The 11,262-nt window shown below is 57.5% G+C and carries 16 protein-coding genes and 3 pseudogenes; 14 read left to right on the forward strand and 5 right to left on the reverse strand.

Going from position 1 to position 11,262, the window contains the following annotated elements; genetic code table 11:
• The first annotated feature begins 9 nt into the window (after positions 1-9).
• The 8 genes from QSV36_RS10460 (at position 10) to QSV36_RS10495 (ending at position 3,610) form a co-directional block, all read left to right on the forward strand.
• Positions 10-534: a hypothetical protein gene (locus QSV36_RS10460; protein ID WP_289131519.1), complete on the forward strand. Its 525-nt coding sequence runs from the start codon at positions 10-12 to the stop codon at positions 532-534.
• Entirely contained in the window at positions 534-1,139 is a 606-nt protein-coding gene (locus QSV36_RS10465) for a tail fiber assembly protein (RefSeq protein ID WP_289131520.1), read from the forward strand. The genes QSV36_RS10460 and QSV36_RS10465 overlap by 1 nt, the downstream gene beginning before the upstream one ends.
• Positions 1,140-1,198: 59 nt before the next feature.
• Entirely contained in the window at positions 1,199-1,411 is a 213-nt protein-coding gene (locus QSV36_RS10470; protein WP_289131521.1) for a hypothetical protein, read from the forward strand.
• On the forward strand, positions 1,408-1,854 hold the full coding sequence (locus QSV36_RS10475) for a structural protein P5 (protein ID WP_289131522.1): 447 nt from the start codon (positions 1,408-1,410) through the stop codon (positions 1,852-1,854). The genes QSV36_RS10470 and QSV36_RS10475 overlap by 4 nt, the downstream gene beginning before the upstream one ends.
• Positions 1,851-2,387, forward strand: coding sequence for a DUF2514 family protein (locus QSV36_RS10480; RefSeq protein ID WP_289131523.1), 537 nt, complete (start codon positions 1,851-1,853; stop codon positions 2,385-2,387). The genes QSV36_RS10475 and QSV36_RS10480 overlap by 4 nt, the downstream gene beginning before the upstream one ends.
• A gap of 161 nt (positions 2,388-2,548) precedes the next feature.
• Entirely contained in the window at positions 2,549-2,998 is a 450-nt protein-coding gene (locus QSV36_RS10485) for a carboxymuconolactone decarboxylase family protein (RefSeq protein ID WP_289131542.1), read from the forward strand.
• Positions 2,999-3,184: 186 nt separating this feature from the next.
• Complete coding sequence (locus tag QSV36_RS10490) at positions 3,185-3,394, forward strand: hypothetical protein (RefSeq protein WP_289131524.1); 210 nt, start codon at positions 3,185-3,187, stop codon at positions 3,392-3,394.
• Positions 3,395-3,406: 12 nt separating this feature from the next.
• Positions 3,407-3,610, forward strand: coding sequence for a hypothetical protein (locus tag QSV36_RS10495; protein WP_289131525.1), 204 nt, complete (start codon positions 3,407-3,409; stop codon positions 3,608-3,610).
• On the opposite strand, the gene QSV36_RS10500 is transcribed toward QSV36_RS10495, so the two are convergent.
• Positions 3,573-4,292 (reverse strand): SOS response-associated peptidase family protein, encoded by a 720-nt coding sequence (locus tag QSV36_RS10500; RefSeq protein WP_289131526.1) that lies wholly within the window; start codon positions 4,290-4,292, stop codon positions 3,573-3,575. The two genes, QSV36_RS10495 and QSV36_RS10500, sit on opposite strands and share 38 nt — an antisense overlap.
• Before the next feature lie 103 nt (positions 4,293-4,395).
• Between QSV36_RS10500 and QSV36_RS10505 the strand changes: the two genes are divergently transcribed.
• Genes QSV36_RS10505 through QSV36_RS10515 form a run of 3 tightly spaced genes read left to right on the forward strand, consistent with a single transcriptional unit; the run spans position 4,396 to position 6,285 of the window.
• Positions 4,396-4,824, forward strand: coding sequence for a LexA family protein (locus QSV36_RS10505; RefSeq protein WP_289131527.1), 429 nt, complete (start codon positions 4,396-4,398; stop codon positions 4,822-4,824).
• A complete protein-coding gene (locus tag QSV36_RS10510) occupies positions 4,814-6,088 on the forward strand; it encodes a Y-family DNA polymerase (protein WP_289131528.1) in 1,275 nt (424 codons plus the stop codon). Before QSV36_RS10505 ends, QSV36_RS10510 begins: the two co-directional genes overlap by 11 nt.
• Entirely contained in the window at positions 6,082-6,285 is a 204-nt protein-coding gene (locus tag QSV36_RS10515) for a hypothetical protein (RefSeq protein WP_289131530.1), read from the forward strand. Before QSV36_RS10510 ends, QSV36_RS10515 begins: the two co-directional genes overlap by 7 nt.
• Positions 6,286-6,510: 225 nt before the next feature.
• Here QSV36_RS10515 and QSV36_RS10520 read toward each other — a convergent pair whose 3' ends face one another.
• Complete coding sequence (locus QSV36_RS10520; protein WP_289131531.1) at positions 6,511-7,164, reverse strand: hypothetical protein; 654 nt, start codon at positions 7,162-7,164, stop codon at positions 6,511-6,513.
• A 399-nt stretch (positions 7,165-7,563) separates the two neighbouring features.
• Positions 7,564-8,062: pseudogene (locus QSV36_RS10525) on the reverse strand (site-specific integrase); the annotation flags it as partial.
• A gap of 57 nt (positions 8,063-8,119) precedes the next feature.
• Between QSV36_RS10525 and QSV36_RS25905 the strand changes: the two are divergent.
• Together QSV36_RS25905 and QSV36_RS10530 are read left to right on the forward strand one after the other, a co-directional pair.
• Positions 8,120-8,251, forward strand: a pseudogene (locus tag QSV36_RS25905) (phage coat protein); the annotation flags it as partial.
• Between the two features lie 54 nt (positions 8,252-8,305).
• A complete protein-coding gene (locus QSV36_RS10530; RefSeq protein ID WP_289131532.1) occupies positions 8,306-8,452 on the forward strand; it encodes a hypothetical protein in 147 nt (48 codons plus the stop codon).
• Positions 8,453-8,900: 448 nt separating this feature from the next.
• Here the strand turns inward: QSV36_RS10530 and QSV36_RS26040 are convergent.
• A pseudogene (locus QSV36_RS26040) lies at positions 8,901-8,975 on the reverse strand (IS66 family transposase); the annotation flags it as partial.
• Between the two features lie 277 nt (positions 8,976-9,252).
• On the opposite strand from QSV36_RS26040, the gene QSV36_RS10545 reads away from it, so the two are divergent.
• A complete protein-coding gene (locus tag QSV36_RS10545; RefSeq protein WP_289131534.1) occupies positions 9,253-9,762 on the forward strand; it encodes a hypothetical protein in 510 nt (169 codons plus the stop codon).
• A gap of 568 nt (positions 9,763-10,330) precedes the next feature.
• On the opposite strand, the gene QSV36_RS10550 is transcribed toward QSV36_RS10545, so the two are convergent.
• Positions 10,331-10,681: a hypothetical protein gene (locus QSV36_RS10550; RefSeq protein WP_289131535.1), complete on the reverse strand. Its 351-nt coding sequence runs from the start codon at positions 10,679-10,681 to the stop codon at positions 10,331-10,333.
• Positions 10,682-11,262 lie beyond the last annotated feature (581 nt).

Consider the following 11,262-nt stretch of genomic DNA (forward strand, 5'->3'; position numbering starts at 1 on the left):
GGAATCTATATGGCAAAGCAAGTAATCAATCTCGGAAGCGCGCCTAACGGCGCCGGGGGTGACGACCGTCGAAGCGCCTGGTTGAAGGCGATCGCAAACTTTGACGAGCTCTACAACTGGATCGCCACCGGGTTTCAGAAGAGCAACATTCTCGGCGCGGTTAGCCAAGTGGGCGGTGTGCCCACCGGCGCGCTGCTACAACGCGGCTCCAACTCCAATGGGGAGTTCATCCGCCTAGCTGACGGCACCCAGGTTTGCTGGGGTGTCATCACGGTACCGAAACAAGCATTGAATACCGCAGCCGCTGGCCGTGCCGTCATGCCGGTAGCGTTTGCCACGGCGCCGCGCGTCCTTGCCACAGCATTGGGCTCGATCGGGGCGAGCGGTAACCAAGCCGGCATTGGCGAACAGGCCTACAACGGCATCTGGTGGAGCGCGACCACGAATACGGTGTATGCCGATTCCTGGTCCTATCGCTTCGCCACCACATCCGATATTCAGTATCAATACATCGCTATTGGCAGGTGGTTCTAATGCGTATCAAGTTGAGTCCAGTGCTGCCGGTAGCCCCGGCCTCGCTGACGATCTACAAGCAAGGCGACAGCCTGACCATCAACGGTCTGACCCTGGACTTTTCCCAGCTGCCGGATGGCGCCACGTTGCCGGCCGAGGCCACCGGTTGTCCTTGGGTGATCGCGCTAGTCGAGCGTGTGGCCGGTGAGCTGGTGGTGGTGCTGCAGCTCCCCCTGCCGATCGACGCCAGCCAGGCGGCACGCTTTCCGCGTGACATCGTGTCGCCGGCTGATGGCCTGGTGGCGCTACCTATCCCTGAGGCCGAGCACCCGGCGCCGGCGCTGGGATTTGCTGCGATCGACTGGAGTCAGTTGGTGACAGTCGAGGACAAGGCCCTGGCAGCGTCCGAGCAATTGCGTGCGACCGCCACGGCGGAAATTGCCCAGCGCCGGGCAGCCGCGGATCTGGCGATCGCCCCGCTGCAGGATGCAGTGGACCTGGAAGATGCCACTCCCCAGGAGGCCGATGCGCTGAAGGCCTGGAAGCGCTATCGCATCGCGCTCAACCGTTTGCCTGAGCAGCCCGGTTTCCCAGAAACCATTGATTGGCCGGAACTGCCGGCCTGATTCGACGACACCCCAATCCAACCGCCGCCCGGCGGTATTTTTTTGCCTGGAGAAAACCTATGCCTTTCACCGTCTTCAACAAATCCAACGCTTTCGACCCAGTCCACCAGACCGAGTATGAAACGGCTGACCAGGCTGACGCAGCCGCCCGCGACTTGCTGCGCACTCAGCCGAACTCCGTGCTGCTGGTTGCCCAGGTGCTCAAACGCTACACCGCCGAGGTAACCGTGTCGGTGCAGGATGTTGAGCCGGCACAGGAGAGCGTTGAATGAACACCCCTCGTGGCATCCGGAACAACAACCCCGGCAACATCGATTTCAATCCCCGCAACGCCTGGCAGGGGCAGCTCGGCCTGGAGGTTGGCGTGGCCAAGCCGCGCTTCGCCCGGTTCGACGAGCCTGAGAACGGCATCCGCGCCCTGGGTAAGCTGCTCATTAACTACCGCGGCAAAGACGGCATGCCCGGCCTGGGCGGGAAGGGCATCGATACCGTGCTCGAGACCATCAACCGCTGGGCGCCGAGTAACGAGAACGACACCCAGGCCTATGCCGCGGCTGTTGCCAAGCGCCTGGGCGTACGTGCCACTGACCCGATCAACATCAAGGACCCTGCCACACTGCGCGGCATGGTGGTCGGCATCATCGTGCACGAGAACGGCGGCAACCCGTACCCGGACCAAGTGATTGACGAGGGTGTGCGAAGGGCGCTGGCATGACCTGGCTCGGTGCGGTACCGGCATGGTGCTGGTGGCTGATAGCTCTGGTTCTTGTCGCCGGTGGCCAGCAGTACCGGGTGGTGGTTGCCCAGGGCGAAACCGGCACCGCCCGGATCGAGTTGGCCGACTACCGCCTGCAGGTGGCTGAGCGTGACCGGCGCGCCACGGCCCAGGCCAGAACTGAAGAACAGCGCCGCCAGGCCGTGGCGGACAAGGAGGGTGAGAGTGCACGACAACAACTGGAACTGGCCCAAGGCCGCGCCGCTGCTGCTGAATCTGCTGCTGGTGGGCTGCGCGGGGAAATCGCCAGACTGCGGGATGGCCACAGAGCTACCTGCGATACCATCGCTGCCCAGCAGCGCCAGGCAGGAACCTCTGCCGTCATGGTGCTCGGGGGATTGCTTGAGGAGTCTGACCGAATGGCGGGAGACCTCGCGGCAGCGCTTGAGCGAAGCCGAATAGCTGGGCTGGCCTGTGAGGCGGTGATCGACGGTTTGGGAAGCTCTGTCTATAGCACGGAAACCGGGAAGTAGAAACGCGACCCGCCACCCTACGCTGCGTAAAGCAAACCCCATACGGGGCTTGATATTCCAAAAATATTGGAACCCAGGAATTTCAGCAGATTGGATCCATGAGCCGAGCCATGTACGCGATAAAATGCGTCTGTGTTTACGAAAGCGCTTTTGGAGTAGGTATGACGCGCATGAATTGGTTTGAAAAGTCCCCCGGTGCAGCAAAAGCGCTGACCGGGTTACACCACTATGTAACCACCGGAACGAATCTGCCTCCGGAGTTGATCCACCTGGTTTTCCTTCGAGTATCGCAAATCAATGGTTGCGCGTTCTGCATCGATCTTCACTCGCGCGATTTGATCAAAGGCGGCATGTCAGTTGACAAGGTGCTGCTAGTCCCGGTTTGGCATGAGGCGGAACACCTATTCTCTGATCTAGAGCTCGCTGCATTAAAATGGGCAGAAGAGGTGACCAACGTGGGAGAAACCCATGTTTCGGATGAGGCCTACGCTGCCGCCTCCGGGGTTTTCAACGAGCGAGACTTGGTAGATTTGACTGCCATGATTGCTGCAATGAACGCTTTCAACAGGATGGGGGTTACGTTCAGACTCAAGCCTGCCGCGAAGGCGTAGCTGCCAACCTGCTAACCTTGCGAAGCGGAACCTTATTGGAAAGTCTCGAAGGTGCAGCTCGGCTTTCCGCCTTATAGGGGTGTGAAGTCGGCGACAATTTTAGCCGCGTCGCCTTGATCCACTGAATAACGGGCACTGCGGGCGAAGCGGCCTATAATGCTCTGACTTCCACCAAAGGATTAATCCGTGCAAAGAACGCTGGAGGGGATGGCGCTCGCTGGTGAGCCCTTGCTTTTGAAGGCTCTGGAAGCAATCCGGGCCCATCGTGATGCCGAAACAGGTGGTGCCCCACGAGAAGAGGTCGAGCGCCTTCGCCTGCTCGCTGAATCTCTTTACCAAGCGGTCCTTGATTTCCAGCTTATCGTTGCAGGGGATCTGCCTGATAAAATTCACTAAGAGCTAACCGACATGTCAAAGCTAAGAGCGGTCCTACCCGATCACCCGCTCTACACCCAAGCTGTTGAGGCAATGCGCCGCTATCATGAGGCTAAGGACAGCGGTGCGCTTGCTCACGAGGTGGAACGTCTGCGTCTGTTGGCGGAGGCACAGTTCCAGGCTGTCACCGACTACCAGCTCAAAGCTCTAGGTGGCCCTGGCGGTCCTGTTCACTGACGGGCTCAATCAGGTCGTGGCCCTGGTTCCTAACATTCCCCACCGCCTTGCCGACTGGAAACCATTGGAAGTCCCGTGCCGGCCGACATCCAAACTCGACGATGGCCTCCAAGCGTTCGCCTGATGTGGCTGGATCCAGCCATTCCCTTGCGGTTTCAGGCGAGAGCACCAAGGGCTTCCTGTCGTGGATGTCGACCAGGCCTTGATCAGCAGCGGCTGTGATAACGACAAACCCATCCCTCTCCTCTGGCTCCAGACCCTGATGTACCTCTGCGAGCGCTGCAAAAAATAGCGGTCCGCCATCGGCGCTCGTGATGTAGTAGGGCTGCTTTCGCTTCGGGTCTGAAGGATCTGGAACCCATTCGAACCAGCCATTTGCCGGTGCCAAAGCTCTTCCGTTCGGCCACAGAGCCTTGAAGAATTTTCCCATCACCACCGTCTCGGCCCGAGCGTTGATCGGATCGGGACGCTTCCCCTTCGCCCAAAAAGGCGACCATCCCCATCTGACGCGATCAACGCTCAATCCATCGCCTATTTGGCGAATGACCTCCACACGGGTCGAAGGCGCCACATTGAAGCGGTTGATCGGTTCATGGTCGTAGCCATTGATTACCACCAGGTCCAGTGATAGCTGGTGCAGGTAGTAATCCATCGACTCGTAGATCGAGTACCGTCCGCACATGGTTTCCCCTCTCGCTCGTCAGAATTTTCATCACCCAGGATTGACCGTGCAGCCGATGCCGGATTTACTGTATATGCATACAGTTTGCTTCGGACCTTCCACCATGACCATCACTTTCTTAGGTACGCCAATCGGCGGTACCGAACCGCTTCCGCTGTATTCGTTTCGCGTGCCGGCTGGGTTCCCGTCGCCTGCTGCGGACCACCTGGAAGGCCATATTTCCCTCGATGAATTATTCGACCTCCGAGCGCCGCATGTGTATCTAGTGAAAGTCGAAGGCGACAGCATGCAAGGGGCAGGCATCTATTCCGGGGATATCGTCATCGTCGATCGCGGCCGCGAGGCTGAACACGGCGATGTGGTGATTGCCGCGGTTAACAGCGAGCCAGTTTGCAAGCGCCTGCACCGCCGCGATGGGGTGGTCATCCTGAAGTCCGAGAACCCGGCATATCCGCCGCGGTACATCATGGAAGGCGACGAGCTCGTGATCTGGGGCGTTGTGCGTTACAGCGTTCGTGACCATGCGCAGTGATCAGGTGTTTGCATTGATCGATTGCAACTCGTTCTACGCGAGTTGCGAGCGCGTGTTTCGGCCCGACTTGGCCAAGACCCCGATCGTCGTGTTGAGCAATAACGACGGGTGTGTGATAGCTAGGTCATACGACGCCAAGCCATTCGTGAAGATGGGCGAGCCGTTCTTCCAGGCGAAGGACAAGCTGCGCCGACACGGCATAATGGCGTTCAGCAGTAACTATGCGCTCTACGGCGACATGAGCGAGCGTGTCATGACGCTGATCGAATCGATGGTGCCGGCAACAGAGGTCTACAGCATCGACGAGTGTTTCGCTGACCTTTCTGGCATTCAGGAAAACCTGACCCAGTTCGGGCGAAAGCTGCGCTCGAGGATCTTCCAGTGCACGGGAATTCCAGTGGGAGTCGGTATTGCTGGCACGAAGACGCTCGCGAAGTTGGCCAACCATACGGCCAAGCGCCTGCAGGCACAGACGGGTGGCGTGGTCGACATCACCGAACCGTTCAAGCGCGATTGGGTGCTGCGCAACACCGAGGTGAAGGAAGTGTGGGGCATCGGCCGGCGTATGACCGCCCACCTTGAAGCGATGGGCATCCGCACAGCCATGGACCTGGCCAAAGCTGACGCCTGGACACTTCGCCAGAAGTTCAGCGTTGTGGTTGAAAAGACGGCCCGAGAGCTCGCTGGCACGCCATGCCTTGAACTGGACGAGGCCGAACCGCCGAAGCAGGAGATCTGCTGCAGTCGAATGTTCGGAAAGCGGCTGACTGAACTGGCACCGATCAAACAGGCCGTGGCCACTTACGTAGGCCGCGCTGCGGAAAAACTGCGGGCTCAAGGGTCAGTTTGCAAGCGTATGCGAATTAGCATCCGTACCGGGATGTTCAATCCGGAGGAGGCACATCACGCCCAGGGTGCGTTAGTAGAGCTTCCATACCCAACCTGCGACACGCTGCTGATGACTCGACTGGCCACTGATGCGGTCGGGCGGATCTTTAGGCCTGGATTCCGCTACAGCAAGGCGGAGGTGTTGCTGATGGATTTGCGGCAACCAGGTGAGTTTTCAGAGGATTTGTTCGCGCTCAAGCAATCGGTGGCATGTGACCGGCTGATGCAGGTGATGGATGACATCAATGAGCGCTGGGGGAGGGGGACAATGCGAGCCGCCAGCGTGCCGGCGACACCGGACTGGGGTATGAGAAGGGAGATGATGAGCCAATCCTATACAACGCGGATCGATCAACTTTGGACCGTCAAATGTTGAACCTGCCACCAGCCTGGCTGGCCGAACTCAATGACCAGCCCGCTCTGGTAGCCGATCCGGATGGCCGAGCCGGGGTGCTTGCCGAGCTAGCGATTTCTGCGCACCGACGCGGCGACGTTGATGCGGGCCAGCTGGTCGACATGCTGGAGCTTGCCGAGGCGGCCAGGTTGTGGGCACTGGACGGGGTTGATTTTTGAGGGGATGGGTGAAGGTCGGCAGAACGCCGTAGGAGGGGTGGTTGGCTGTCTAAAACCGCTCGGAAAGATCTCGGGGTTACTGGGCTAAAGTCGTTGAAACCCGCCAATGCATATTAGACAGACTCGACGCATAGGCCGCGAACGGTGCGGCCTAAGGTCGATTTTCCACACTACTGCTGCATTACTGAAGCCTGAGCTTGTGGCTGCTGCCCAAGCGAACGTGGGTCAGGGAGTTACGGTGAAGTACCGTCCGTGGCCATCATTCCCGCAGAAGCTAGTCGAGACAGGGGTGGTTTCCTGTTGGGATCCTGCGCCGCTAAGTGCGACCAAGTCGATGGAGCACTTGGAAGAGATGAAGCTCTGCTTATGGAACTCGAGGCTTGCCTCGTAATCCTGTCCGGCTTTTGGTACGAATTGGATATCGGGTGGGTAGCAATAGCTACCATTTTGCTCAACGTACATGATCTTGACCAGAACCGGCTGGTTTGCAGGAATCACGAACTCATCGTATCCCAGCCTATCGGTTTTTACGGCTTCTGTGTGCGCGGTGGCGGGGATGCCGATCACGCGGTTCCGATAGTCTTCGGCTTGCATGCCAAGCAAGTCAGTGTCGCGCCAGAGGATGTAGCGCTGATTGCGATCATGCTCTCGAGTCCAAATCATCCCCTGCAATTCGCCATTCACCGGATGGTTGTGATATGCCTCGCAGGTTTTACCTGGGACGAAGCCGGCAAGCTTCTCCGGGGAGGAGTAGATGCGGATGCGTGCGGTGGTCGCGGGATCGTACTTGGCTGCCTCGGTTTCGTTGCGCACGTTGGTCTTGTTGTAGCTGCAACCACTAAGAATCAGCACGCCAGCGGCGAGCATTATCCATTTCATCAAAAATCGTCCTTTTATTGCATTGTTTCTTAAGCGCGTAAGGCTACCACACAAGCGTCAAAATCGGTTCCAAAACCGAAACGGCGGCCCTTGCCGTATGCGGCCTGTAGCCGTGCCGTTTCGTCTTTGTTTTGGAATCGGTTTCGGCGCTGGCACCCCTTGATTCGGGCATTTTTACTACGGTCTTGAAATCCGTTGACGAGACGCCCAGGAAGGATACTGGATTGAGGCGATAGCGTTCCGCACGCGATACCAATTCTGATACCAATGATGGGGTAGTGAAGGGGGGAGGTGGGGCATTCCGCCCAGCAAAATCAACCATTTATCACCGCCAAACACCCCTAAGAAATCGCATGGTGATGTTGGCGGTGGAGATCAAGGAGCTTACCTATCAATAACTTACGTGGCTTCTTCGCAGCTACGGACCAATTTCGGACCAATTTGGAGCTTTTCCAGCTCCTGCCAGTCGTTGGACGAGTTAATCCAGCGCGCATAAGTCGATAAGAGCATCTGCACGCTATGCCCGAGCTGTTGGGCGATAAATGCGGGGTTGAGACCAGACATTGAGCATATTGTCGCATAGGTGTGGCGGCAGTTATACGGGGGACGGTATCTGATCCACAAACCATTGAGGACCGGGCGCCACTGATGGTGCAGGTCCGGCGTCTGCTTGACGTGTTCCCCATTCTTCCCAGGCGGAAAGCCGAACGGCGATTCGGTGAAATTGCCCTTTGCCCAGCCTGCGGCGCTCTGCCTACTGCTTGGCGAACTCCAAGGCGTGCAAGGCCCTGTCGTTGAGCAGCGCGAACCTATCCTTTCCTGTCTTCGTCCTTTCCTCAACTACCCCGAGCGCAATCGTTCGCCGCACGTGGGCTGTCTTATCGGTCGTATCGACCGCAGAGGCATTCCAGCAGACGATCGAGAGCAGCGAAGGTATCACTGTCTAGAAAGCTATGCCCTAACCCTGTACCTCAACAAAGGTTACGGTGTCTCCGACCTGGCAGCCGAACTGGCCAACTCCGAGCCGATGCAGCACATCCGCAACCGCTTCGGCACGTACTGGACCCGCCAGTGGCAGCGCTACCTGACCCGGTGGCGGTAGGGGGATGAAAGCCCATTGCCTTCCTCAAGGAGTCGAGTCATGGCGTTGCGGTTCCAGAAAAGCTTCAAGGTCGCGCCGGGCGTGCGTATCAACCGTAAGCGTTCGCTGAAGTCACCTTGCATGGCTTGGGCGCGCATCGACTTGGCTGAATGCGCGCGGGAGCAGGATCGCCCTATGATTCGGTGAGTCCACGTCTGATAATGCCTCGGATATCAGTACTCAACGCAGGGCCAATAATGGACTACCGTGCAACTCGCTACGCCCTACTTGCCGTTCCCTTCTTCGTAGTGTGCCAGCCAGTACAAGCATCGACGTGGCAAATCTGCCGTATGGAGCTACATATCACTGATGTGTTGAAGCTTCCCTATCCAAAGCTACAGGCCCAGGTCCTGAAGGTAAGCCAGGCATCGACCACGGCAGAATGCCCGGAAAAGGGGGCGACTATCACATTCGTACCGGAAACTGCTGATTACCAAAGCACGCTACCACGCAAGCAGTGGCCCAAAAAAGGCCAGTTGATGCACATCAACTACCGATATCTGGATGGGACGTGTAAAGGCGATGGCCATCCCCATGAGTGCCGTATTGAACACTACCCCTTAGCGGGCACTTGGTAAGCGTCCGACGAATACATGTTCGCCAGATGTAGATCGAAGAACTTGCGGCGCGCATGGGCCATGCAGCCGATTTCGGTGATCGCCATCCGATAGACCTTTTGGATGCGAAAGCCCGGCAGGGCCGCTTGGCCACTTTGATTGGCCAGACTATCGGTACCGATAGGTTCCATATGCTGGGGTGCGATAATGGAGGGTAAAATCGCTTCTCTGCCGGTTTCCGTTCAGCGTCGGGTCACTGCCAGCACTTATCGGCCCCTCGCCGGCAAGCCCGGCGCCACATACGCAGCGCAGGGTAATTACGTTGGTTCCATGTCCTACGGACAGGAGGTCCCGGCACCCGCGTCATCGCTAATTCACTTTGGAGTACATTTGGAAGCCGAACTCCGCACCGGTGCACACGGTGACTACCGCACGCTTGACTGGAACAGTGGATGCGACGTCAATTTGGGCACCTTCATTCGCCAACTTCCTCAGGTCGTAATGGGCCGTTATGTAGCAATTGCTTGGTCCGATAGCGCGCGATATAACCTTAGCGCTGCTGAGATTGAGCTCGGCTGGGAATGTGTTGGTGACCTAGTGCTCAGTCCGCTGATCACGGATATCGCTCAACTGCCCACGCCTGGCTTTGATGAGTGGTATATCTTCGAGCGTATGCCGGACTGGACGAAGCTCTCGAAATTCAGAAGAGCTATCGCGTTTCAACCTTTCGCCGATGGCGTCGAGGCCGACGAGTTCTGGTCGCAAATTGAAGAACTGCAACCTGAGCACGCTCTCTTAGGCGCATGCCCAAGCCTGCTTCTGGTCACTCGAGACGAAGCTATTTACGAATGCACCCTGGCGGTCTGTACCGCCTCAGCGTTTCCCATTAACGGATGGTGAGGTGGTGGGCGCTCAAACCCGATCTGGTCGCGCTTATGCCTGAGCTGGAGAAAGGATGCGTCCGACCGATATAGGCGTTCTGTAAGTGGAACACGAATAGGGATAGATGATGCTTGACAAGGATGGGTACGATTTAGTGTGCACGAGCGCTGTCGATGTTGGGGAGGCCCAGCGAGCGCGCCTGAACAGCGTGGTAGTCGATGGGCTTGGCGCATCCGTTGGCGAAATGTTTAGCGGCTTTGCCGCATCCTTTCCTCATACCGTTTCGGCAATCGAGCGGGAATATGCGGTGGCGATAGTGCTGTGCAGGCGTTTTCAGAGTACTTGGATAGCGTCGCTTGCGGCTGAAGGGCGCGCGCTAAACTTATTCTTCTACCTGGTTGGGAGTAGGTCGGCAGAGCGCCGGTAGAAGGGTGGTTTTGCTGTCTAAAACCGCTCAAAAGCATCTCGGTTTTACTGGGCGAAAGTCGCCGAAACTGGCCGAACCATTTTAGACAGGCTCGATTCATAGGCCGCAGGGACGCCGCCTGAGGTCGATTTTTTCCGCTACTGCAGCATTACTGGATGCTCAATAGCAGCCGTAGCTATTGCAGGTCGAGCGATAGGCGTTTCCGCGGGCGTCCACGCCACTGTTGATAACGGTATTGCCTATCCGCTGAGAGGTTCCATTCCAAGAATTACCATTGGCAGAGGTTCCGTTATGGAAGGTGGTGTTGCCGATGGTAGTACTGTGCTGAGTCCATGACGAGCCGGTTCCGGCGTTGAAACCTTGCATATTGGTAGTGTTGCCGAACCGCTGAACGTTATAGCTGTTCCCGCTGTTATCGGTACATGTCTGGAACGAGCCGCTACCGAAGCAGCCTGCGAATGCAGCAGGAGAGAGCGCGATCATTACAAATATTGCAGCAAGCCTCTTCATGGTGACAGCTCCGAGTGAGTAATGGCATGCAAGCATAGGATCTTTGATGTCACAATGCCACGATCATCGGATGATCGCCGGATGGATGGCCAGTAGGCTAAAAATTGACACTTGGTTCGTTGATGCACTAACCCACCTTTGGCCTGTACGTGTCGAAAGCAGGTCGCAAATGAGCGTTATCGATCCGTAGCGGACTCCTGCCTTGGGGCTTGCGTGGTGCCTGATGTATTTGCCTGAAGATCTTCGTTGCCTATGAGATCGAGCGCCGCCCGTGCGGCGCATCGCGGGTAAATCCGCTCCTACAGGTTGCAACGTGGCCATGCCTGTCGGGCCACGGTTGTCAGCCTTGTTGGTATGACGGGATTTTGGGGTGGGCATTGATGCCGCCTCGCCTACCTCGAAACACGCTTCGAGACACGCACCAAGGCAGGCAACCATGGCGTAACAGGTTCGGCACGTTGCAACCAATGTAGATACTCTGTTCGCGGTCAAGCTTTTCTGAGGTGCTCAGCGCTGAAAAGCTTGGCCGTTTCAAATGGCTTATCCCCATGCATGCATGCCCAGATGCCAGTCAGGTATTT

It is taken from the genome of Pseudomonas sp. BCRC 81390 (genome assembly GCF_030341915.1).
Classification (GTDB): Bacteria; Pseudomonadota; Gammaproteobacteria; order Pseudomonadales; family Pseudomonadaceae; genus Aquipseudomonas.